21 protein-coding genes are annotated in these 21,709 nt (G+C 75.7%); 6 read left to right on the top strand and 15 right to left on the bottom strand.

Annotation, left to right across the window (positions count from 1 at the left end):
• Position 1: 1 nt before the first annotated feature.
• Positions 2-1,303, bottom strand: a complete 1,302-nt coding sequence (locus tag AAG589_RS02770) for a class I SAM-dependent RNA methyltransferase (RefSeq protein WP_430565712.1) — start codon at positions 1,301-1,303, stop codon at positions 2-4.
• A gap of 41 nt (positions 1,304-1,344) precedes the next feature.
• The gene (locus AAG589_RS02765) at positions 1,345-3,339 is read right to left on the bottom strand and encodes an APC family permease (RefSeq protein ID WP_430565711.1); all 1,995 of its coding nucleotides are present in this window, start codon (positions 3,337-3,339) and stop codon (positions 1,345-1,347) included.
• Positions 3,340-3,454: 115 nt separating this feature from the next.
• Here AAG589_RS02765 and AAG589_RS02760 point away from each other — a divergent pair, with 115 nt between their 5' ends.
• Together AAG589_RS02760 and AAG589_RS02755 are read left to right on the top strand one after the other, a co-directional pair.
• On the top strand, positions 3,455-4,108 hold the full coding sequence (locus tag AAG589_RS02760; RefSeq protein WP_430566215.1) for a potassium channel family protein: 654 nt from the start codon (positions 3,455-3,457) through the stop codon (positions 4,106-4,108).
• Positions 4,108-4,899, top strand: coding sequence for a potassium channel family protein (locus AAG589_RS02755; RefSeq protein WP_430565710.1), 792 nt, complete (start codon positions 4,108-4,110; stop codon positions 4,897-4,899). The genes AAG589_RS02760 and AAG589_RS02755 overlap by 1 nt, the downstream gene beginning before the upstream one ends.
• A gap of 7 nt (positions 4,900-4,906) precedes the next feature.
• Here the strand turns inward: AAG589_RS02755 and AAG589_RS02750 are convergent, their stop codons facing one another.
• From AAG589_RS02750 to dut, 4 genes are all read right to left on the bottom strand, one after another.
• A complete protein-coding gene (locus AAG589_RS02750) occupies positions 4,907-5,701 on the bottom strand; it encodes a DUF3159 domain-containing protein (protein WP_430565709.1) in 795 nt (264 codons plus the stop codon).
• A gap of 65 nt (positions 5,702-5,766) precedes the next feature.
• The gene (locus AAG589_RS02745; protein WP_430565708.1) at positions 5,767-6,135 is read right to left on the bottom strand and encodes an OB-fold nucleic acid binding domain-containing protein; all 369 of its coding nucleotides are present in this window, start codon (positions 6,133-6,135) and stop codon (positions 5,767-5,769) included.
• A gap of 46 nt (positions 6,136-6,181) precedes the next feature.
• Positions 6,182-6,949 carry a DUF3710 domain-containing protein gene (locus tag AAG589_RS02740; RefSeq protein WP_430565707.1) on the bottom strand — a complete coding sequence of 256 codons (768 nt, stop codon included), beginning with the start codon at positions 6,947-6,949 and terminating at the stop codon, positions 6,182-6,184.
• A gap of 107 nt (positions 6,950-7,056) precedes the next feature.
• On the bottom strand, positions 7,057-7,539 hold the full coding sequence (gene dut / locus AAG589_RS02735) for a dUTP diphosphatase (RefSeq protein ID WP_430565706.1): 483 nt from the start codon (positions 7,537-7,539) through the stop codon (positions 7,057-7,059).
• A gap of 87 nt (positions 7,540-7,626) precedes the next feature.
• On the opposite strand from dut, the gene AAG589_RS02730 reads away from it, so the two are divergent.
• Positions 7,627-8,097 carry a DUF3093 domain-containing protein gene (locus AAG589_RS02730; RefSeq protein WP_430565705.1) on the top strand — a complete coding sequence of 157 codons (471 nt, stop codon included), beginning with the start codon at positions 7,627-7,629 and terminating at the stop codon, positions 8,095-8,097.
• Between the two features lie 108 nt (positions 8,098-8,205).
• Here AAG589_RS02730 and AAG589_RS02725 read toward each other — a convergent pair whose 3' ends face one another.
• The 3 genes from AAG589_RS02725 to AAG589_RS02715 form a co-directional block, all read right to left on the bottom strand.
• Positions 8,206-8,505, bottom strand: coding sequence for a DUF4193 domain-containing protein (locus AAG589_RS02725; RefSeq protein WP_429729811.1), 300 nt, complete (start codon positions 8,503-8,505; stop codon positions 8,206-8,208).
• A 263-nt stretch (positions 8,506-8,768) separates the two neighbouring features.
• Positions 8,769-9,644 carry an inositol monophosphatase family protein gene (locus AAG589_RS02720; protein ID WP_430565704.1) on the bottom strand — a complete coding sequence of 292 codons (876 nt, stop codon included), beginning with the start codon at positions 9,642-9,644 and terminating at the stop codon, positions 8,769-8,771.
• 3 nt (positions 9,645-9,647) lie between these two features.
• A complete protein-coding gene (locus tag AAG589_RS02715) occupies positions 9,648-10,310 on the bottom strand; it encodes a trimeric intracellular cation channel family protein (RefSeq protein WP_430565703.1) in 663 nt (220 codons plus the stop codon).
• Between the two features lie 166 nt (positions 10,311-10,476).
• Between AAG589_RS02715 and sepH the strand changes: the two genes are divergently transcribed.
• The gene (gene sepH, locus AAG589_RS02710; RefSeq protein WP_430565702.1) at positions 10,477-11,670 is read left to right on the top strand and encodes a septation protein SepH; all 1,194 of its coding nucleotides are present in this window, start codon (positions 10,477-10,479) and stop codon (positions 11,668-11,670) included.
• A 61-nt stretch (positions 11,671-11,731) separates the two neighbouring features.
• Here sepH and AAG589_RS02705 read toward each other — a convergent pair whose 3' ends face one another.
• The 5 genes from AAG589_RS02705 to AAG589_RS02685 all read right to left on the bottom strand — a co-directional run bounded on the left by AAG589_RS02705 (position 11,732) and on the right by AAG589_RS02685 (position 17,842).
• Positions 11,732-12,406, bottom strand: coding sequence for a thymidine kinase (locus AAG589_RS02705; protein WP_430565701.1), 675 nt, complete (start codon positions 12,404-12,406; stop codon positions 11,732-11,734).
• A gap of 47 nt (positions 12,407-12,453) precedes the next feature.
• Positions 12,454-13,068, bottom strand: coding sequence for a DinB family protein (locus AAG589_RS02700; protein WP_430565700.1), 615 nt, complete (start codon positions 13,066-13,068; stop codon positions 12,454-12,456).
• Positions 13,069-13,129: 61 nt separating this feature from the next.
• Positions 13,130-14,347: an alkaline phosphatase family protein gene (locus AAG589_RS02695; protein WP_430565699.1), complete on the bottom strand. Its 1,218-nt coding sequence runs from the start codon at positions 14,345-14,347 to the stop codon at positions 13,130-13,132.
• On the bottom strand, positions 14,344-14,943 hold the full coding sequence (locus AAG589_RS02690) for a DUF5998 family protein (protein ID WP_430565698.1): 600 nt from the start codon (positions 14,941-14,943) through the stop codon (positions 14,344-14,346). The genes AAG589_RS02695 and AAG589_RS02690 overlap by 4 nt, the downstream gene beginning before the upstream one ends.
• A 76-nt stretch (positions 14,944-15,019) precedes the next feature.
• Positions 15,020-17,842 carry a GNAT family N-acetyltransferase gene (locus tag AAG589_RS02685; protein WP_430565697.1) on the bottom strand — a complete coding sequence of 941 codons (2,823 nt, stop codon included), beginning with the start codon at positions 17,840-17,842 and terminating at the stop codon, positions 15,020-15,022.
• Positions 17,843-17,984: 142 nt separating this feature from the next.
• Here AAG589_RS02685 and AAG589_RS02680 point away from each other — a divergent pair, with 142 nt between their 5' ends.
• Positions 17,985-20,468 carry a DNA gyrase/topoisomerase IV subunit A gene (locus tag AAG589_RS02680; protein ID WP_430565696.1) on the top strand — a complete coding sequence of 828 codons (2,484 nt, stop codon included), beginning with the start codon at positions 17,985-17,987 and terminating at the stop codon, positions 20,466-20,468.
• Between the two features lie 9 nt (positions 20,469-20,477).
• On the opposite strand, the gene AAG589_RS02675 is transcribed toward AAG589_RS02680, so the two are convergent.
• On the bottom strand, positions 20,478-21,185 hold the full coding sequence (locus AAG589_RS02675; protein ID WP_430565695.1) for an alpha/beta fold hydrolase: 708 nt from the start codon (positions 21,183-21,185) through the stop codon (positions 20,478-20,480).
• Positions 21,186-21,236: 51 nt separating this feature from the next.
• Here AAG589_RS02675 and AAG589_RS02670 point away from each other — a divergent pair, with 51 nt between their 5' ends.
• Positions 21,237-21,689, top strand: a complete 453-nt coding sequence (locus tag AAG589_RS02670) for a GNAT family N-acetyltransferase (protein WP_430565694.1) — start codon at positions 21,237-21,239, stop codon at positions 21,687-21,689.
• Positions 21,690-21,709: the final 20 nt, after the last annotated feature.

Here is a 21,709-nt window from a genome sequence, read left to right as displayed (position 1 = left end):
GTCACCGTTCGAGGACCGCGACGCACTCCACGTGGTGGGTCATCGGGAAGAGGTCGAACGCGCGCAGCCCCGACAGCTCGTACCCGTGCGCCGCCAGGTAGGCGATGTCGCGTGCGAGGGCCGCCGGGTCGCACGCCACGTACACGACGCGGCGCGGGCCGCGCGCGGCGATCGCGTCCACGACGGCGCGGCCGGCACCCACGCGCGGGGGGTCGAGGACGACCACGTCCGTCCCCTCGCCCACCGTCGCCCCGCCGGCGTCGCCACCGGTGAGCACCTGGTCGACGGCCCCGAGGTGCAGCTCGACCTGGGGCAGGTCGTGCGCGTTGCGCCGCGAGTCCTTCACCGCGCGCGCGTCGCCCTCGACGGCGACGACCCGTCCCGAGGCGCCGACGGCGTGCGCGAGCGGCACCGTGAAGAGGCCGGCGCCGGCGTACAGGTCCAGCACGGTGGCGCCGTCGAGGTCGCCCGCCGCGGCCAGCACGGCGCCGGCGAGCAGGTCGGGCGCCGCCCGGTGCACCTGCCAGAAACCGTCGGCCGCGACGCGGTAGCGGTGCTCCGCGCCGCCCGCCCGCACCGTCTCGGTCACGGCCCGTCGCGCGTTGGGGCGGGTGTCCGCGCGCCCGCGGCGCCACGGCACGTCGTCCACGAGGAGCACGGGGTCCGCGCCGTCCGCCGGCGCCACCAGCTCGAGGCGGGCGCCGGGGTGCCAGCGCCGGGTCCACACGCCCTCGGCCTCCGCGAGCGCCGCGACGGCCTCGGTCGCGAGCGGCATCCCGTCGAGCGGCACGACGTCGTGGGAGCGGAACCGCCGCATGCCCGCGCGCCCGTCGGCGTCGGCCACGAGGTCGATGCGGGTGCGGTAGCCGAGGCCGTCGCGCTCGTCGTCGCCCGGCGCCTCCTCCACCTCGACCTCGCGGTCGAGGTGCGCCAGCCGCGCCAGCTGCTCCGCGACCACGGCCGCCTTCCAGCGGCGCTGGGCGGGCAGGGACACGTGCGCCAGCTCGCCGCCGCCGACGCCGCCGGGGCCCGCCTCGGGCCACGCGGAGGGGACGCGGTCGGGCGACGCCTCGAGCACCTCGATCGCGTCGGCGCGCCAGAAGCGCGATCCCGTCTCGGTCACGCGGGCGCGCACGCGCTCCCCGGGCAGGGTGTGCCGGACGAAGACGACACGGCCGTCGAGGCGCGCGACGCAGTGACCGCCGTGCGCGACGGGGCCGATCTCGAGCTCGACCTCGCGCCCCACCTCGGGGTCCGGGGCGGTGGGTCGGGGGCGCGGCGCGGAACGGCGAGGTCGGGGCATGGGGACCATTCTCCCCCGGCCCGCGCCGCGGTCCGAACGGGTCAGAAGCGCGGGCCGCGCGGGGACGTGCCCTCGAGGCCGGTCTGGCCGGCCGACGACGACAGCTGCCACGGCACCGACGCCACCACGACGCCGGGCGTGAACAGCAGCCGGCCCTTGAGCCGCAGGGCCGACTGGTTGTGCAGCAGCTGCTCCCACCAGTGCCCGACCACGTACTCGGGGATGTAGACGACGACGAGGTCGCGCGGCGAGTCCCGGCGCACGGAGCGCACGTACTTCAGCACCGGCCGCGTGATCTCGCGGAAGGGCGAGTCGAGGACGCGCAGCGGCACCGGCAGGTCGAGCGCCTCCCACCGGGCCCGCAGCTCGGCGATCTCCTCCGCGTCCACGCCCACGGTCACGGCCTCGAGCACCGACGGGCGCGACGCCCGCGCGTACGCCACGGCGCGCATCGTCGGCTTGTGGATCTTGGAGACCAGCACGATCGCGTGCACGCGGCTGGGCAGGGCGCGCGCGCCCGCGACGTCGTCGAGCTCCAGCTCGTCGCGCACCCGCCCGTAGTGCGCGCGGATCGCCTTCATGAGGACGAACAGGACGCCCATCGCCAGGAGGGTGATCCACGCCCCGTGCGTGAACTTCGTGGCCAGCACGATGACCAGCACCGTGGCCGTCATCACGAAGCCGACGCCGTTGACGAGGCGGGAGCGCTGCATGCGCGCGCGCTCCTTGGGGTCCGGCTCCTTGCGCAGCGCCCGCGTCCAGTGCCGGACCATGCCGAGCTGCGAGAGCGTGAACGACACGAACACGCCCACGATGTACAGCTGGATGAGGCGGGTGACCTGCGCGTCGAACGCCACGATGAGGACGATCGCGGCGACGGCGAGGGTGATGATGCCGTTCGAGAACGCGAGCCGGTCGCCGCGGGTGTGCAGCTGTCGCGGCAGGAAGCCGTCCTTGGCGAGGATCGAGCCGAGCACCGGGAAGCCGTTGAACGCCGTGTTGGCGGCGAGCACCAGGATCAGGCCGGTGACGATCGAGATCGCCACGAACGCGGGCGTGAAGCCCTGGAACACGGCCTCCGCGAGCTGGCTGAGCACCGGGTGCTGGTTGTAGTCGGCCGGCAGCGGCTGGCCGCCCGCGGTGAGCTGCTCGTGCGCGTTCTCGACGTACTTCACGCCGGTGGCCTGCGCCAGGAGCAGGATCGAGATCATCATCGTGGCCGAGATGCCGCCCAGCAGGGCCAGGGTCGTGGCCGCGTTGCGGGACTTGGGCTTGCGGAACGCCGGGACGCCGTTGCTGATGGCCTCCACGCCGGTGAGGGCGGCACAGCCGGAGGCGAACGCACGGGCCAGGAGGAACGCGCCCGCGAGGCCCGTGAGCCCCTGGTCGAAGCCCGCCTCGGGCGTCATCTCGAAGCCGGCGCTCTCCGCCAGCGGCAGGTCGCCCGCGAAGAACCGGATCGCCCCGACCACCGCCAGGAGCCCGACGAGGGCCATGAAGCAGTAGGTCGGGATGGCGAAGACCGTGCCCGACTCGCGCACGCCGCGCAGGTTCATCACGGTGAGGATCACGACGACCGCGACGGCGAACAGCGCCTCGTGCCCGCGCAGGAACGGCAGGGCGGACGCCGCGTACTGCGCGCCCGACGAGATCGAGACCGCCACGGTGAGGACGTAGTCCACGAGGAGGGCCGAGGCGACGCCGATGCCGGCCGAGGGCCCGAGGTTCGTCGTCGCGACCTCGTAGTCGCCGCCCCCGGACGGGTACGCCCGCACGTTCTGGCGGTAGGAGGACACCACCACGAGCAGCACGACGACGACGCCGAGGCCCACCCACGGGGAGATCGTCGTCGCGGCGATGCCGGCGACGGCGAGGGTCAGGAGGATCTCGTCCGGCGCGTACGCCACGGACGAGAGCGCGTCCGACGCGAACACGGGCAGCGCGACGCGCTTGGGCAGCAGCGTGTGCCCCAGGTTCTCGCTGCGCATGGGGCGCCCGATGAGGAGCCGTTTGGCAGCGTCCGCGATGTCCGACACGTCGAGCAATGCTATGCCCGCCGGGCCCCGCGAGCGCGCGCGTCCCGACGCGGTGTCCGTCGCGATGACCGGGGCCCCCGCGAGGTATAGCGTTTCGCCCGTGCACTTCGTGATCATGGGCTGCGGTCGCGTCGGGTCGACGCTCGCGCAGACGATCGAGTCCCGAGGCCATTCCGTGGCCGTCGTCGACCAGAACCCCGACGCGTTCCGCCGCCTGCCGGCCGGGTTCTCCGGGCAGAAGGTGACCGGCGTCGGCTTCGACCGGGACACGCTGGTCCAGGCCGGCATCGAGGACACGTACGCCTTCGCCGCCGTGTCCGACGGCGACAACTCCAACGTGCTCGCCGCGCGCGTCGCGCGCGAGACGTACGGCGTCGAGAACGTCGTGGCGCGCATCTACGACCCCCAGCGCGCGGAGATCTACCAGCGGCTCGGCATCCCGACCGTCGCGACCGTGCGCTGGACGGCCGACCAGGTGCTGCGCCGCATGCTCCCCCTGGGCGCCACCGACGAGTACCGCGACCCGTCCGGCCAGGTGCGCCTCGCGCAGGTCGACTACCACCCGGGCTGGGCCGGGACGACGGTGCACCGCATCGAGGAGGCCACCGGGGCGCGGGTCGCGTTCCTGTCGCGCTACACCGACGGCATCCTGCCGAACCCCGCGTCGGTGCTGCAGGAGAACGACGTGCTGCACGTCCTCATGCGCGCAGACGACGCGGCCGCCGTCGAGCGGGTGCTCACCCACGAGCCGCGGCAGGAGGACAGCTGATGCGCGTCGTCGTCGCCGGGGCAGGGTCGGTCGGCCGGTCGATCGCCCGCGAACTGCTCTCGCACGACCACGAGGTCGTGCTCATCGACAGGAACCCCGCCGCGATGCGGGTCGCCCAGGTGCCCGAGGCCGACTGGCTGCTCGCCGACGCGTGCGAGCTGTCCTCCCTCGAGGCGGCGGACGTCACCGGGGCGGACGTCGTGGTCGGCGCCACCGGGGACGACAAGGCCAACCTCGTCTTCTCCCTGCTGTGCAAGACCGAGTTCGGGGTGCCGCGCACCGTGGCGCGGGTCAACAACCCGAAGAACGAGTGGATGTTCGACGGCTCGTGGGGCGTCGACGTCGCCGTGTCCACGCCGCGCATCATGACGGCCATGGTCGAGGAGGCCGTGGCGGTCGGGGACCTGGTCCGGATCTTCACGTTCCACCAGTCCGGCGCGGACATCGTCGAGGTGACGCTGCCCGACGACTCCCCGCTGGTGGGGGCCCGCGTCGGCTCGGTCGTCTGGCCCACGGACACGGTCCTCGCGTGCATCGTGCGCGGGGCGCAGCCGCTGGCCCCGACGGTGGACGACACCCTCGAGACGGGCGACGAGCTGGTCCTCGTGATGGGCAGCCAGGCCGACGAGGAGTCGCTGCAGCACCTGCTCGCCCACGGCAGCCCGGACGTCGCCGCCATCGCGGCGGGCGAGCCGCTCGTGGCGCCCGAGCACGTGACCACGGACGGCACCGCCCCGACGGGGCCGGACGCCGAGACCGGGCCCGAGCCCGACGGCGAGCGGCCGGCGTAGGCGGGGGCTACGCCGCCGGCTCGCTCGCGGGCCCTGTCGTCCGCCCGTCGTGCGCGCCGCGCACGACGACCCAGGTGAGCCAGAGCACCAGGCCCCACAGCGGGACGCCGAGCACCAGGTGCGCGGTGCCGAGCCAGCCGACGCTGTCCGCGAAGTACAGCGGCACCTTGACCGCCAGCCGCAGCGCGAACAGGCCCGCCCAGAACCAGGTGGCGAGCGTGTACCGCCGCAGCAGCTCCGGGTCCTTGCGCCACGCCACCAGCGCGGCGAGCGGGCTCGGCGCGGCGCCGTCGGCGCCAGGTGCGTGGGTGTCGGATTCGTCGGTGTCGGGCGCGTCGGCGCCGGCCGACGCCTCGGTCTCGCCGCCCCGGGCACGCTCGGCGGCGACGTCGGCGAACCCGCCGCGCACCGCCTCCACCACGAGCCCGACCACCGGCCATCGCACCGCCAGGGACACGAGGATGGCCGCGAGGTAGGCCGCGTTGGTCCACAGCCCCCACACGTAGAAGTTCTGGGCCTCGCCCGAGCGCCAGGCCCAGAAGACGCCGACGCCGATGCCGAGCAGCCCGCCCAGCGCCTGCGTGATCGGGGTGCGCTGCGCCAGCCGGGCCACGACGGCGACGAGCGCCGCGCCCACGGACGCGACGAGCGCCCACGTCAGGGCGGCCCGCTCGTCGCCCCCCATCGACGCGACCACGTAGATGACCACGAAGAGGAGACCGGGCAGCACGGCCTCGACCACGCCGCGCACGCCGCCGACGGCCTGTCCGAACGAGAACGAGTCGCCCGTCACGGCCCGCACGCCACGCCCGTCCGGGGCCGCCGCGCGGGGGTCGGTCGGCTTCCCCGCTGCGGGGTACCCGTCGCTCACTCGCCGGCCCGCGCGCGCAGCTCGTAGCGGGGGTTGAACATCGTGCGCCGCCCCTCGATGTCGCAGACCAGCCCCTCGACGCGGATCCGGCGCCCGGGGTCGATGCCCGCGATGGCGCGGCGGCCCAGCCACACGAGGTCGAGGGAGCCCGACCCGTCGTACAGCTCGGCCTCGACGGTCGGCACGCCCTCGCGCGGGCGCAGCACGACCGAGCGCAGCACGCCGGCCGCGCTCGCCCGCCGGCGGTCGCCCAGGTCGGACACGGGGGTGCAGCCGCGGTGCGCCGCGGCCTCGTGCCGCTCCTCGTCGGCGGCGACCTCGTCGGCCGAGGCGAGCGCGTGCCGGACGGCGGTTCGCAGGGACATCAACAGCTCCAGGCTGGTGGGCGGGGCGGCCTCGCGGCCGGGCCGCTCACCGGATCTCGGTGATCTCCGGCCCGCGGGTCAGCGGGTCGAACGACGGGGTCTGCGGCGTGGCGCCGTCGGGACCGTCGGCGGCGTCCTCGGCCGGGGCGCCGCCCGGCCGCGCGCTCTTGGGCAGGGTCAGCGTGAGGAGGTCGCGCGGCGGCCGCGGGTTGCCGTCCCGCACGACGACGACGTTGGCGAACACGGACTCGAGCTGCTTCGCCGCCTCGGCGTCCACCGCGGCGCGGCCCGAGAGCACGCCCCGCAGGAACCAGCGCGGACCGTCCACGCCCACGAAACGGGCGGGGCGCACGGCGGGCTGGCCGTCGGGGCCGGTGGCCGGGATGCGCGCGATGAGCTCGCGCCCGAACGTGCCGGGCACGTCGTCCACGGTGCCGCCCTGGCGCGTGATGGACGCCCCGATCTCGGCGCGCACCTCGTCCCAGATGCCCTCCGTGCGGGGCGCCGCGAACGCCTGCACCTGCAGGCCCGAGCCGTTGAGGGTCGCGGACACGCCGGTGACCTTCTGGGTCTTCTTGTCGACCTCCATGCGCAGCTCGAGGCCGGGCAGGACGGGCAGCCAGACGGCGCCGAGGTCCACGCGCGGGCCCATGCCCGTCACCTGGGTGGAGTCGAACGGGCCGCGCTCGGGACGCTCGGCGGCGTCGCCGGTGTCCGGGCCGGCGACGGTGCCGGGCTCCGCGGCCTCCGCGGTCGCGGGCTCCCGGGTCTCGTCGGTCCCCTTCTTCGACGCGTTGCGCCGGAACAGCCCCACGGAGGATCTCCTTCTCGTCGTCCTGCTCGCCCGGCGGCCGGGCGAGCCCTACCCATCTCCCACAGTAGACCGGTTCGCGCGTGCCTCCGGTCCGTGTCCGGGGGCCGTCAGCCGCCGGCGAAACCGCCGCTCGAGCCGAACCCGCCCTCGCCCCGGTGGGACCCCGGCAGCGTCGTCGCGACGAGGAAGCGCGCGTGCTCCACCCGCTGCACCACGAGCTGCGCCACCCGGTCGCCGCGGCGCAGCCGCACGGGCTCGGCGAGGTCCGTGTTGAGCAGGATCACCTTGATCTCGCCGCGGTAGCCCGCGTCGATGGTGCCGGGCGCGTTGACCACCGTGACCCCGTGCTTGGCGGCCAGCCCGGAGCGCGGGTGCACGAACGCCGCGTACCCCTCGGGCAGCGCGATCGCGACCCCCGTGGGCACGACGACGCGGCCCTGCGGCGGGATCTCGACGTCGACGGTGGTCACGAGGTCCGCGCCGGCGTCGCCCGGGTGCGCGTAGGCGGGGGTCGGCACGTCGTCGAGCAGCGTCACGAGCACGTCCACCGTGCTCCGGTCGGTGCTCGCATGGCTGGCAGTCTCAGGCACCCGGGAAGCGTAGCCGACCGTCGGGCCGTGCACCGGCGGCGCCCGGCCACGGACGGACCCTCGGCGCGGTGCTGGGATGATGAGCCCATGAGCGAGCACGCGCCCCACCCGTCCCCCGTCACCGGCCCGGCCTACCGGGAGCGCCTCTCGCCCGGGCCGGCCGCCTGGTGCGGCGCCGTCGGGCTGGGCGTGATCGTCGGGGTGACGCTCTGGCCGCTCGCGCACGCGGTCGCCGCCGTGGTCGGCGTGCTCGTGGCGGCCGGCACCCTGGTGGCGCTCTTCGCGTCCGCCCCGGTCATCGAGGTCGCGGACGGGCGGCTGCGCGCCGGCAGGGCGCAGGTCGACGTCGGGCTCCTCGGCGCGGTCACCACGATGGACGACGCCGACGAGATGCGCACCGCGCTGGGCCCCGCCCTCGACGCGCGCGCGTTCGTGTGCCTGCGCGCGTGGGCGCGCACCGGCGTGCGCGTGGAGCTGGAGGACCCGCTCGACCCCACCCCGTACTGGCTGCTGTCGACGCGGCGGCCGCAGGAGCTGGCCGCGGCGCTCGCGCGCTGACCTCCTCCGACGCACGGGACCGCCCGCCCCCGGGGACGACGAAGGCCGTCACGTCTCGACGTGACGGCCCGTGTCGTCCGTGGTGCTGGTGCCCCGACCGGCAAGGGGTCAGGCGGCGCACTCCGTGCAGATCATCTGACCGTTCTTCTCGTAGGCCAGCTGGCTGCGGTGGTGGACGAGGAAGCAGCTCGTGCAGGTGAACTCGTCGGCCTGGCGGGGCAGGACGCGGACCGCGAGCTCCTCGCCGGACAGGTCGGCGCCCGGAAGCTCGAAGCCTTCCGCAGCCTCCGTCTCGTCCTCGTCGACGACACCCGACGACTTGTCGGAACGACGCGCCTGGAGCTCCTGGATCGAGTCCTGCTCCACGTCCTCGTCGTTCTTGCGGGGGGCGTCGTAGTCGGTTGCCATCTGTGTGGTCACGCTCCGTGGTGTCGGGATCGGTACGCGCTGATAATGCTCGGTGACCGGGTTTTGTTCCCGGTCGGCCCACGGATTGTGCACCATTTCGGGCGGGCGCGCGACACCGCGCGCTGTTCCTCGTGTCACAGCCGCGTCATCGGGCCCTGACCTGCGACGACGCACCCGGGCGGCGGAGTGTTCGCCCAGGGCATGACCGACGCTCTGACGCGATTTTTCACCTCCGCGGGAGGCCGCGGAACGCCCGAACCTCGTCAGTCGCTCAGGCCCTCGGGACGGTCGGCGTCGGCGTCCTCGAGCAACCGGACGAGCTCGGTCACGACCGGCGCCGGCCCGGCGACCGTCATGGCGCTGCTCGGCCCCCGGCCGCGCAGGCCGCCCACCCAGGCGCCGGCCTCCGCGGCCACGAGCCCGCCGGCCGCCATGTCCCAGGAGTTGATGCCGCGCTCGTAGTAGAGGTCGAGCGCGCCCTCCGCCACCAGGCACAGGTCGATCGCGGCCGCCCCGAGCCGGCGGATGTCGCGCACGCGCGGCAGCACGTCCGCGAGGACCTCCGCCTGGCGCGCGCGGCGCTCGGCCGCGTACCCGAACCCGGTGCCCACGAGGGACTGGGCGAGCGACGCCGGCGCGCTCACCCGCAGCGCGCGGCCGCCGCGCTCGGCCCCGCCGCCACGGGCGGCCGTCCAGGTGCGCCCGTCGACCACCGAGTGCACGCAGCCCGCGAGCGCCGTCCACCGCTCCGGGTCGGGCGGCCCCGCGACGACCGCCACGGACACGGCGTACGACGCGACGCCGTACAGGTAGTTGACCGTGCCGTCGATCGGGTCGAGCACCCACGTGAGCCCGGAGGTGCCGGGGACGTCGTCGCCCTCCTCGCCCAGGATCGCGTCGTCGGGCCGCTCGGCGGCCAGGCGCGCGCGCAGCAGCTCCTCGGAGGCACGGTCCATCGCCGTGACCGGGTCGACGGCGCTCGACTTGGTCGCGGCGACCTCGACCCGCTCGGGGCGGCCGTCGCGCACCAGTGCGCCCGCCTCGCACGCGAGGCTGCGGGCCAGCGCCCGCAGCGCCTCGACGTCGATGTCGCCGTCGAGGCCGTCGGGCAGGTCACGGGTCGCCGTCGGTTCGTCCACGGCCTACATCTTGCCCGACCGACGCCCCCACCGGGCGGTCCAGCCGGGGCCCGGGTGCGGCACGGTCCACCCCCGCGCGAGCGATGCGATGCGGAACCCGAAGACGAGGACCACCACCCCGAGCGCGGTCCAGGGCTGCAGCACGCCCTCGTGCCACAGGACCGCGGTGAGGCCGGCGCCGACGAGCGCGGGCACCGCGTAGAGCTGACGGTCGGCGAACACGAGCGGCACCTCGCCCACGAGGACGTCCCGCAGGATCCCGCCGCCCACGGCGGTGAGCACCCCGACGACCACGGAGGCGAGCGCGCCCGCGTCGAGGTCGAGCGACTTCGTGGTGCCCTGCAGCACGAACAGCGAGAGCGCGGCGGCGTCGAGCACGAGGACGGAGCGCCGCATGCGCTCCAGCCCCGGGTGGAAGAAGAAGATGATCACGCCCGCGGCGAGGGCCGCCAGCACGAGCCGCCAGCTCGAGATGCCGACCGGCGGCGTGTCGCCGATGAGGACGTCGCGCAGGATCCCGCCGCCCAGCCCTGTCACCCACGCCAGCACGAGGACGCCGAACGCGTCGAACCGTCGGCGCACGGCGGCGAGACCGCCCGAGACCGCCGCGACGAAGACCGCGACGAGCTCCAGGTAGGAGACCGGGCCGGAGGTGAACGCGTCCACGGGACGTCATCCTCCCAGGCGCACGACCGCACAGCGCGCCGATGGCACCCGTCAATCGACGGCACACCGACGCGCCTGCGCGTCGGTGCCGCGCGCCGGTGGCACCCTCGAACCGGCGGACCCGCCCCGACGGACTGACCCGAGGGCGACCTGTGAGGGAGGAAGCATGGCCGAGCTCGAGCTCGTGAGGCTGCACGAGGACGGTGAGCGCCTGGTCCTGCGCGGCCCCGACGGCACCGAGAGCACCCTGCCCATCACGGAGGCGCTGCGCGCCGCGGTGCGACGCGACCGGCCGCGCACGGAGGCGCTGCGCGCCCAGGCGGCCACGACGCTGCGCCCGCGCGACCTGCAGGCGCGCCTGCGCGCCGGCGCGTCGGTCGAAGAGCTGGCCGAGGAGTCCGGGCTCCCCGCCGAGCACGTGCAGCGCTACGAGTGGCCGGTGGCCGCCGAGCGCAACCACGCCATCGGCCAGGTCCGCGCCCACCGGCTGCCCGGGGACGACGAGACGACGACGCTCGGCGAGGTCGCCGACACGCGCCTGGCGGCACGGGGCGTCACGACCGACGAGGCGCGCTGGTCCGCCCGCCGCGACGGCACGGCCCCCTGGGTGGTCGAGGTGCGGTTCTCCGCCGGCGATCGCGACCGCTCGGCCCGCTGGACGTTCGACCCCAAGGGACGCGTCGTGACGCCGCTGGACGACGAGGCGCGCTGGCTCGGCCAGCCCGACGACCCGGTCTCCCCCGACGTGCTGGGCGTGCCGTCCACGGGCGGCCGGACGGCCACGCCCCGCCGGCACGTCGAGGACGACACGACGGCGCTGCTCCTGGACGACCTCGCGGGCCGGCGCGGGCAGCGCCCCGGCGACCGGCGGCGGTCGCCCGCCCGCACGACGGACGACGTCGAGCCCTCCCCCACGCCCATCCCCGTGGGCCACGTCAGCGCCCCCGCGGCCGAGCGCGCCAGCACCGCCGGCGAGCCGCCCGCGCCCGAGGCGGACGAGGTCCCGGCGGGCGCGAGCGTCGTCGACCTCGGGTCGCGGCGCGCGGGCCTGCGCGCCGCGCCGCCGGACCGGTCGACCCACCCCTCCGGGTCGCGACGGCCGGTCCCGGGCGTCCTGCCCCCCGAGCCGGACGGCGGGGACGACCCCGGCGACGGCTCGCCCGCCGGCCGGCCCGACGTCGTGGACGACGCGCCCGCCCCGAGCGGCCCGCCCGCCCAGGGCGCCGCGGGGCCGCAGCCGGCCGCCCCGGCGCCACGCAGCGACAAGCCCGCCGGGTCGCGACGCTCCGGGCGCAAGGGCCGCGCGCAGGTGCCGAGCTGGGACGAGATCGTCTTCGGCGGCGGCCGCCCCTCCTCCTGACCCCGGCCCCGCCGCTGGTTGAGCCTGTCGAAACCCGGTCGCTGGATCTCGGCAGGCTCGATCACCGGTGGTCGGGGGTGGCGCCGTCGCCGAGGTCCAGCTGGTCCGTGACCGCCGCCCGCCGGCGGGCGTCCGCCTGCGTCATGCGGCGCATGTGGTGGCGCCGGCACAGCACCTCGTAGGAGACGGGGCCGCCGTCGGGCGCACCCGCGACGTCCCCGACCACCACCTGGTCCCCCTCGACGACCATGGCGCCGCCCACGGTGCGCGCGTTGTGCGTGGCCCGGGCGCCGCACCAGCACAGAGAGCGCACCTGCAGCTCCTCGACCCGGTCGGCGAGCTCGATGAGGCGGGCGGCGCCGGGGAAGAGGCGGGTGCGGAAGTCGGTGGTGATGCCGAACGCGAAGACATCCAGCTCCACCTCGTCGACGAGGCGGGCGAGCTGCTCCACCTGCGCCGGGGAGTAGAACTGCGCCTCGTCGCACACGAGGTAGTCCACGACCCGTCCCGCCTGCCGCTCGGCGGCGACGACGTCCCAGAAGTCGGTGTGGTCGGTGACCTCGCGGGCGTCGACCTCGAGCCCGAGCCGGGAGGACAGCCGGGACGTGCCGGCGCGGTCGTCGCGGGTGAAGATCAGCCCGGTCCGTCCGCGCGCCGCGTGGTTGTGGTCGGTCTGCAGCGCCAGCGTCGACTTGCCGCTGTCCATGGTCCCGGAGAAGAAGACGAGCTCGGCCATGCGCCCGATCCTGTCAGACGCGGGCGGCCCGACCGGTCACCGGCTCGTCACTGCCCGACGCGCCCGTCGACGCACTCGCGCAGCAGGTCCGCGTGGCCGCAGTGCCGCGCGTACTCCTCGACGTGGCTGAGCAGCAGCTCGCGCAGGGAGATCTCCCCGCCCGGCTCGGCGCCCAGGTCCGAGAACCCCGCGTTGGTCGTCCCGAGGTCGTCGATGCCGTCCACCATCCGGTCCGTGGCCGCCATCTCCTCGCGCCAGCGCCGGAACGCCTCCTCCACGACCGCGGCGTCGGGCACCGCCCCGTCCCAGTCGCCGTCGCGGTGCGCCTCGCTGCGGTACAGCCACGGCGCGTCCTCGCCGGTCATGATGCGACGCACGTGCCGCTCGTCCTCCGTGAGGTGGCGCACCAGGCCCAGCAGCGACATCGTCGACGGCGGCACGGACCGGCGGGCGAGCTGCTCGGCGTCCAGGTCGGCGCACTTCATCTCGACGGTCAGCCGGTACGAGCGCAGCGAGTCGAGCAGGATCGCCCGCTCGTCGACCAGCTCCACGGCGCTCTCGCGCGGGTCGTCGTCCGGGTCGACCCACATGTCCGGGTAGACGGTGGCCCGCGTCCAGCGGGACGCGGGTTCCTGCTCGCCGGCGGGCGTGCGCTGCTCCATCCCGGCATCGTGGCACCCGTGCGGCCGGCCCGCCACGGCTTTCGGCGCCGTGACGCCCCTCCTACGCCTGCGCGACGAGCAGCGGCACGACCATCTCCGCCGGCGTGAGCGACCCGTGCACGCCCGGCATCTCGCGGGCCCCGGACGGGTGCAGCCGCGAGTCCACGACGGTCGCCCCGCCGCGCGCCGCCACCAGCACGTCGCCCACGGCGGGGAGCACGTGGTCGGCCACCGGGCCCAGCCAGCCGGCCGCGACCGCGTCGTCGCGCAGCGCGACGAGCGCGTCGTCGCCGAGCACCGCGGCCCAGCGGTCCGCGACGTCCCGCGGGTCGGCGCCCGGCGTGACGTACACGTGGCCGGCGCGCGGCTCGCCGCCGAGCAGGGCGACGTCGCGCGCGAGCCCGGGGTGCGCGGCGACGTCGTGCTGACGGGACAGGTCGGCCGTCACCATCCCGTGGTCGGCGGTGACGACGACGAGCGTGCCGCGCGGCACGGAGCGCACCAGGCGGCGGAGCTCGGCGTCGGTCTCCTCGAGTGCGTCGCCCCACTGCCACGACTGCGGTCCGTGCTGGTGCCCGGCCTTGTCGACGGCGCCGTGGTACAGGTACACCAGGCCGGGCTCGCGCAGCTCCCGCACCGCCGCGCCCACCTGGACGTCCAGGCCGTCGGCCGGCACGTAGCGCGGCCCGCGCAGCGCCGCGCGGGTCATCCCGGAGCCTGCGAACCTGGCCGGGCCGGGCGAGGCGACGCGCACGCCGCGGGCGACCAGCGTCTCGAGCACGGTGGGCTCGCGCTGCACGTCCTCCGGCTCGGCGCGCATCGGGCCCGAGAGCTTGGTCCGGCGGTACGGGTCGGACTGCTCGGTCCAGGACACGGTGGTGGCCAGGCCGCCGGTGGCGGGGTTGCGCTGGGTGTAGCCCAGCAGCCCGGTGCGGCCCGGGGCCGTGCCGGTGCCGAACGTCGCGAGCGCGGCCGCGGTCGTCGAGGGGAAGCTGGACAGGACCGACCGGCCCTCGGCTGCCAGCGAGCGCAGGAAGGGGGCGTGCCCGCCGCGCTCGGCCAGGTTGCCCAGGCCGAGCCCGTCCACGAGCACGACGACCGCCCGGCGCACGTCGGCCGGCAGCCCGAGCGCCTCGCGGCACTCGTCGGACCGCAGCCCGGTGGCCGTGGTGACGTCCGCCCCCAGGGCGCCCGCCACGGCGGGCAGCACGGCGGCGAGCGAACCCGCCCCGTACGAGGGCGCGAGCAGCCCCTCGGGCAGCGCGAGGGTCGCCGTCATCGGACCGCGCGCCCGCCCGTCCCCGTCGCCGCCGACAGGGCGCGCGAGAACGCGATCGCCCGCCGTAGGGCGTCGCGCCCCTCGGCCGCGCCGCTGACCCGCACGACGACGTCGTCCGGGGTGAGCTGTCCGGTGAGCCCGTGGTCGGCCTCGCAGTTCGGGTCGGGGCACTGGGCCGGCTCGAGGTCGATGCGGGACACGGCGCCCCAGCCGATCGCGAGCGTGAGCTCCGACGCGCTGTCGCCCGGGCGGTGCTCGGCGGGCTCGGCGACGATGTGGGTCAGCGCGACGGAACGGACCTCGCTCAGCGGCACGGCCTCGGTGGTCGCGGCCGCCGACGACGGGTGGGCGGCGTCGCCCTCGTGGTCGTCGACGTGCGCCGTGACGAGACGGGTGGGCGTGAGCGCCAGCACGGTGAGGTGGCGGCGGACGGCGTCGTCGAAGGTGGTCTCCGCCTGGACGAGGTGCGCGAGCACGTCCTCGTCGGCGAGCGCGACGTCGAGGACGTCCTCCACGAGGTCCGGGTAGTACCCGGCCCGGCGCACGTGGGCGGACAGGTCGGCACGGAGGTTCTCTCGGGCAGTGGCATGCGGCACCCGGGCATTCTCCCACCGCGCCGACCGGCCTGACCACCGCCGTCGCCGGCCCGTACCGTTGCGGCCCTCCGGCACGTCAGCCCGGCAGGGCGCGCCGCGGCGCGTCGGCGCGCTGCGCCGCGGACCGCAGCCGGACGACGGCGTGCAGCACGCTCACACCCACGGAGCCCGCGACGACGGGGTACAGCTCCAGCGAGGCGAGCTCGGGGAGGTCGTCCGCCAGCACGGACACGCGCGCGAACACGTCCTCGAGCGCGTCGATGTCCGCCTCGGGCGCTCCGCCGTACCCGAACAGCCGCGGCGCCGCGCGCACGGTGCGCACCATGGCGGCCACGTCGACGTCCGTCAGCGGCGGGATGCCGTAGGCGACGTCGTCGAGGAGGTCGGTCGCGTCGCCGGCGAGCCCGAACGACACCTTCGGGCCGAACAGCGGGTCCTCGCCGGAGCGGATGACGCACGGCACCCCCACGGGCGCCATCGCCTGCACCTCCATGACCGGCTCGTCCAGCCCGAGCACGTCGAGCGCGACCTGCCGCATGCGTTCGACGTCGGCCCGCAGCTCGGCCGCGTCGGCGATGTCCAGGCGCACGCCGCCGAGGTCCGTGCGGTGGCGCAGCGCCGTGGACGCGGTCTTGAGGGCGACCGGCCAGCCGAGCTCGTCGGCCGCGGCGACGGCCTCGTCCGCCGTGCGCACGGTCCGCGAGCGCCACAGCCGCACGCCGTAGCAGTCGAGGAGCTCCGCCGTCTCGTCCTGGGTGAGCGCGCGTCCGTCGCCCTCGGCGCCGGCGAGCCAGCCCTCGACGAGCTTCCGCGCCCGCCGCGCGTCCATCCCCTCGGGCCGCACGTGGGTGCCGCGGTCCTCCGTGCGCCAGCGCGCGTATGTCACGACCTTGCCGAGCGCCGTCACCGCGTCCTCCGGCGTGGAGAACGCGGGGATCCGCACCGGCGTGCCGTCGGGGCCGGTGGCCGCGAGCTCGTCGGGCAGGCCGCTCAGGCCGAGCATCGACGCGACGGTGGTGCGCCCGGTCCGCGCGGCCGCCTCGGCGACCGCGCGGGCCACCGCCCCCGTGCGCGGCACGACGACCGGCACGTCGACGGCCACGACGACGTCACACGCGCCCGGCGCGTAGAGCGCGTCGGTGACCTGGGCGATCTGCTCGTCGCTGGCGTCCGGCGGCAGGAAGTCCGACGACGCGGCGACGACGAGCCCGGCCGCCGCGGCGGCCTCCGCCACGAGCGCGGCCAGCGCGGCCGACGACGCGAGGATGCCCACCCGGCCGCCGGTCGGCAGCGGCTGGTGCGCCAGCACCTGCGCGACGTCCATGAGCTGGTGCGTGTTCTCCGCGCGGATGACGCCGGACTGCCGCAGCATCTCGTCGAGCAGGCGGCGCGGAGCGCGGGTGGCCCGCACCGCGTGCCCCGGCGGCACGACCTGCCCCGACCGGCCGGCGACCACCACGACGACCGGCTTGACCCCGGCGAGCCGGCGTGCGATCCGCGAGAACTTGCGAGGGTTGCCGATGGACTCGAGGTAGAGGCAGACGACGGACGTCCGGGCGTCGTCCTGCCAGTACTGCATGAGGTCGTTGCCGGACACGTCGGCGCGGTGCCCCGCGGACACGAGCGCCGAGACGCCGAGCCCGCGGCGCTCGAGCGTCCGCGTGAGGGTGACCGCCGCGGGCGCGGACTGGCAGAACATCCCGACCACGCCGGCGCGCGGCGGCCGCTCGGCGAGGCTCGCGTGCAGCCGCGCGCCAGGGGTGGTGGTGAGCAGGCCGAACGACGCCGGGCCGACCACCCGCATCCCGCCCGCGTGGGCGGCGCGCACCAGCTCGCGCTGGCGGGCCAGGCCGTCCGGGCCCGTCTCCGCGTACCCGGCGGCGAGCACGACCACGCCGCGCACGCCGCGCCCGGCCAGCCGCCGCACCGCGTCGACGGCGTCGTCCGGCGGCACCGACAGCAGCGCGAGGTCGGCGCCCTCGTCGCCCGCGCCGGCATTCGCGTCGTCGTCACCAGCGCCGTCGTCACCAGCGTCGTCGTCACCGACGTCGCCCCCCAGCGCGTCGTCCCACGACGCCGCGACCGCGAGCCCCGGCGCGTCCGGGACCGGGCCGGGTGCCCCGAGCACGACGAGCCGGGTGTCCCCCGGGTCGGCCGCGGCGGCGTCGACGACGCGCTGCGCGAGGTGGTGCTCCGGCGTCGCTCCCCCGGGCCCCGCCGGGCCGGGACCGACGAGCAGGACGCGGCGGGCGGACAGCAGCGCCTGCATCGAGCGGGCCTCGGCGCGGTGCTCCCGGTCGGCCATCACCTCCCGCGAGCGCTCCGTCGGGTCGAGGTCGAACGCGACCGTGACCACCCCGTCGTCGAGGTGCTGGCTTACGGCGTACCCGGCGTCGCGGAAGACGGCGAGCATCGAGGAGTTCTGGGGCAGCACGTCGGCGGTGAAGCGCCGCACCCCGCGCTCGCGCGCCGCCGCGGCGACGTGCTCGAGGAGCACCGAGCCCAGCCCCTTGCCCTGCATCGCGTCGGCGATGTTGAACGCGACCTCCGCCTCCGCGGGCGAGACCTTGTCGTACCGGGCGACGCCGAGCACGTCCTCGCGCGGGCGGCCCGCGTCGTCGACGCCGGGCCGCACCGCCACCAGGGCCACCCGGTCGCGCTGGTCGAGGTGCGTGAGGCGGTTCAGCTCCCGGTCGGTGAGGCGCCGCACCGGGGCGAAGAAGCGGAAGTACGCCGACCGCTCGGACTGCGCCACCTGGAAGCGCTGGATCGCGTCGGCGTCGTCCGGGCGCAGGGGCCGCAGGTGCATGGTGGTGCCGTCGCGCAGCACGACGTCGGCCTCCCACGCGACCGGGTACTCAGCGCCCGGCTGCTCGTCCGGAGTGTCGGGTACGTCCACCCGAGCAGGCTATCCGGGCCCCCCGACGGCGTCCCGTCGCCGCGCCTGCGCGGCGCTGTGGGCGGCCCCGGCTAGAGTCTGGTGCCGTCCCCGAGGACGCCCGCACGAGCACGACACCGACCGAGCCCAGGAGCCGCACCGCATGGCGCGCAAGAGCAGCAGCGCACCCGCCACCGACGAGCCGTTCGACGAGAAGATCGTCGACATCGACGTCGCGGCGGAGATGGAGACGTCGTTCCTCGAGTACGCGTACTCCGTCATCTACTCCCGCGCGCTGCCGGACGCCCGCGACGGCCTCAAGCCGGTGCACCGCCGGATCCTGTACATGATGTCCGACATGGGTCTGCGGCCCGACCGCGCGCATGTGAAGTCCTCCCGCGTGGTCGGCGAGGTCATGGGGAAGCTGCACCCGCACGGCGACACCGCGATCTACGACGCGCTCGTGCGCCTCGCCCAGGACTTCTCGATGCGCCTGCCGCTGGTCGACGGGCACGGGAACTTCGGCTCGCTCGACGACGGCCCGGCCGCTCCCCGGTACACCGAGGCCCGCCTCGCGCCGCCGTCGATGGCGATGACCGCCGGCCTCGACGAGGACGTCGTCGACTTCGTCCCGAACTACGACAACAAGCTCACGCAGCCGTCGGTGCTGCCGTCCGCCGTGCCCAACCTGCTGGTCAACGGCTCCTCCGGCATCGCGGTCGGCATGGCGACGAACATGGCGCCGCACAACCTCGTCGAGGTCGTCGCCGCCGCCCAGCACCTCATCGCCCACCCCGACGCGACGCTGGACGACGTCATGCGCTTCGTGCCCGGCCCGGACCTGCCGTCCGGCGGCAAGATCGTCGGGCTCGAGGGCGTGCGCGACGCGTACCGCACGGGCCGCGGGACCTTCCGCACCCGCGCCACGGCGCGGATCGAGAACGTCACCCCGCGGCGCAAGGGCATCGTCGTCACCGAGCTGCCCTACGGCGTCGGCCCGGAGAAGGTGATCGAGAAGATTGCCGACGGCGTGAAGGCCAAGAAGATCCAGGGCGTCACCAACGTGCAGGACCTCACCGACCGCAGCCACGGCCTGCGCCTGGTCGTCGAGGTGAAGACCGGCTTCGACCCGGACGCCGTGCTGGAGCAGCTGTACCGCACCACCCCGCTCGAGGACTCGTTCGGCATCAACAACGTGGCCCTCGTCGACGGCCAGCCCCGCACGCTCGGCCTGCTGGAGCTCTTGCGCGTGTGGGTCCAGCACCGCATCGACGTGGTGCGCCGCCGGTCGACCTTCCGGCTCGCCAAGCGGCAGGAGCGGCTGCACCTGGTGCAGGGCCTGCTGCTCGCCATCGTCGACATCGACGAGGTCATCCAGGTCATCCGCACGTCCGACGACGCCGCGACGGCGCGCGAGCGGCTCATGGGCGTATTCGACCTGTCGGAGCCCCAGGCGACGTACATCCTCGACCTCCAGCTGCGCCGGCTGACCAAGTTCTCCCGCATCGAGCTGGAGAAGGAGCAGTCGGAGCTGGAGCGAGAGATCGCGGAGCTGCAGGAGATCCTGGCCGACGACGCCCGCCTGCGGGCGGTCGTGAGCGCCGAGATGGGCGAGGTCGCCTCCACCTACGGGACCCCGCGCCGCACGGTGCTGCTCGACTCCGCCGGCGGTGCCACCGCGCCCGCGGCGACGAGCGGTCGCAGCAAGGCGCCCGCGATCAGCCTCGAGATCGCGGACTCCCCCACCCGGGCGCTGCTGTCCGCCACGGGCCTGCTGGCGCGCACCTCGGGCGAGGCCGCGGACGCGCCCTTGGAGCGCGCCGGCCGCCGGCACGCCCACGACGCGATGCGGGGCGACGTCGCGGCGACCACGCGCGGCGACGTCGGCCTGGTCACGTCCGCCGGCCGCCTGCTGCGCGTGTCGGTCCTCGACCTGCCCGCGCTGCCCCCGGTGGACGGTCCGCCGTCGCTGTCGGGCGGGATCCCGGTGAGCGAGCTGGTGGCGCTGTCGCCGGGCGAGACCGCGCTCGCCGTGGTCTCCCTCGAGGACGACGCGCCGACCCTGGCGCTCGGCACCGCGAACGGCGTCGTCAAGCGCGTCGCGGCGGGCGACGTCCCCGCGAACCGCGACGAGTGGGACGTCATCGCGCTAAAGGACGGCGACCGGGTGGTGGGCGCCGCCGCCGTGGGCGACGACGACGAGCTGGTGTTCGTCGCCTCCGACGCGAGCCTGCTGCACTTCGACGCCTCGTCCGTGCGCCCGCAGGGCCGCGCGGCGGCGGGCATGGCGGGCATCCGCCTCGGCGCGGGCCAGCAGGTCGTCTTCTTCGGCGTGGCCCGCGCGGCGACCCGCGACCTGCACACTGTCGTCACCGTGGCCGGGGCCTCGGGCGCGCTCCCCGGCACCGGCGGCGGCTCCGCGAAGGTCACGCCCTACGAGCTGTACCCCGGCAAGGGCCGCGGCACCGGAGGGGTGCGCGCGCACCGGTTCCTCAAGGGTGAGGACGGTCTCGTCCTGGCCTGGGTCGGCGAGGGCCCCGCGCGCGCCGTCGGCGGTGCCGGCCAGCCGGCCGAGCTGCCAGAGAGCACCGACCGCCGCGACGGCTCCGGCCAGCCGCTCGCGGCGCCGGTCGCCGCGATCGGCTGACGCCGCCCGTCAGCGACCGACCGCGTCGACGATCGCCGACCCCAGGTCGGCGGGCCGCGTGAACATCGGCCAGTGACCGGTGGGCAGGTCGACGATCTCGTAGTCGTGCAGCCGGGCGAGCTCCGCGACGTACGGGTGGCCGGAGCTCATGAGGTCGCGCAGCACGCTGCCCGGCATCTCGCAGGCGATCACCGTCGAGGGGATGTCGAGCCGGCGCGGGTCGTCGCCGAGATGGTGCCCCTCGCGGACGGTGCCGCCGGGCTGCGGGACCGCCCGGGACCGGAACTGCGTGCGCAGCTCGTCGGTGAGCCCGACGAGGTCGGCGTCCTCGAGCTCGTCCCACGCGGGCAGGTCGTGGTCGACGACGTCGGCCGGGAGGTCCGCGTTCACGGCCTGCCCCTCGGCGAACGGCCCGGAGTCGACGTACACGACGTGGGCGACCCGCTGCGGACGCCGGTCGGACGCCGCGTACACGAGGCCGCCGCCCGCGGAGTGCCCGACGAGCGCGACGGGCGCGTCGCCCGGGACGGCGTCGATCGCGGCGGCGACGGCGTCCACGTGGTCGGCGAGATGGATGCCGGACCGGTCGGCGTCGGCCGACTCCATGCCCGGCAGGGTGATCGGGTGCGCGGTGTGGCCGGCGGCCTCGAGCGCCGGGACCACCTCGTCCCACGCGGAGCCGTCGAGCCAGAACCCGGGAACCAGGATGATGTCCATGGCGCGAGATTACGAGTGACCTCCGACACTCCCGCTGCTTGACTGCCGACCGTGCCCGAACCGACCCTGCACCCCGACTACGAGTTCTCCGCCGACCCCGCCCGCGTCGACGCGGCCCGCGTGCACGCGCTCCTCGCCGAGCACGCCTACTGGGCGGCGGGCCGCACCCGCGAGGTCCAGGACCGCGCGCTCGCCGGGTCGCGCAGCTACGGCGTGTACCTGCGGGCCACCGGCGAGCTCGTCGCGTACGCCCGGCTCGTCACGGACACGGTCACCTTCGCCTGGCTCGCCGACGTCATCGTCGACCCCGCCCACCGCGGCAAGGGCCTCGGGACCGCCGTCGTCGCCGGGGCCATCGCGGACGTCGAGCCGCTCGGCCTGCGCCGGATGCTCCTCAAGGCCTCGGACGACGGCCGCGGGGTCTACCTGCGCCTCGGCTTCGACGCGGTGGACGAGCCCGACAGGTGGATGCAGTGGCGTCCCACCCCGCCACACTTGCCATGATGGCAAGTGCTTTCCAGAGT

The sequence above is a fragment of the Isoptericola sp. F-RaC21 genome, from assembly GCF_038593535.1.
Lineage (GTDB): Bacteria > Actinomycetota > Actinomycetes > Actinomycetales > Cellulomonadaceae > Isoptericola.
The sequence above is the reverse complement of the archived record's forward strand: the minus strand, read 5'-3'. Positions and strand labels throughout refer to the sequence as shown.

Coding starts and splice junctions, on each gene's coding strand:
- AAG589_RS02730 (WP_430565705.1), top strand. CDS start 7,627: ATGAGCGAGCACGCGCCCCACCCGTCCCCCGTCACCGGCCCGGCCTAC.
- sepH (WP_430565702.1), top strand. CDS start 10,477: ATGGCCGAGCTCGAGCTCGTGAGGCTGCACGAGGACGGTGAGCGCCTG.
- AAG589_RS02760 (WP_430566215.1), top strand. CDS start 3,455: ATGGGCTGCGGTCGCGTCGGGTCGACGCTCGCGCAGACGATCGAGTCC.
- AAG589_RS02680 (WP_430565696.1), top strand. CDS start 17,985: ATGGCGCGCAAGAGCAGCAGCGCACCCGCCACCGACGAGCCGTTCGAC.
- AAG589_RS02695 (WP_430565699.1), bottom strand. CDS start 14,347: ATGACGGCGACCCTCGCGCTGCCCGAGGGGCTGCTCGCGCCCTCGTAC.
- AAG589_RS02770 (WP_430565712.1), bottom strand. CDS start 1,303: ATGCCCCGACCTCGCCGTTCCGCGCCGCGCCCCCGACCCACCGCCCCG.
- AAG589_RS02675 (WP_430565695.1), bottom strand. CDS start 21,185: ATGGACATCATCCTGGTTCCCGGGTTCTGGCTCGACGGCTCCGCGTGG.
- AAG589_RS02705 (WP_430565701.1), bottom strand. CDS start 12,406: ATGGCCGAGCTCGTCTTCTTCTCCGGGACCATGGACAGCGGCAAGTCG.
- AAG589_RS02755 (WP_430565710.1), top strand. CDS start 4,108: ATGCGCGTCGTCGTCGCCGGGGCAGGGTCGGTCGGCCGGTCGATCGCC.
- AAG589_RS02700 (WP_430565700.1), bottom strand. CDS start 13,068: ATGGAGCAGCGCACGCCCGCCGGCGAGCAGGAACCCGCGTCCCGCTGG.
- AAG589_RS02745 (WP_430565708.1), bottom strand. CDS start 6,135: ATGTCCCTGCGAACCGCCGTCCGGCACGCGCTCGCCTCGGCCGACGAG.
- AAG589_RS02725 (WP_429729811.1), bottom strand. CDS start 8,505: ATGGCAACCGACTACGACGCCCCCCGCAAGAACGACGAGGACGTGGAG.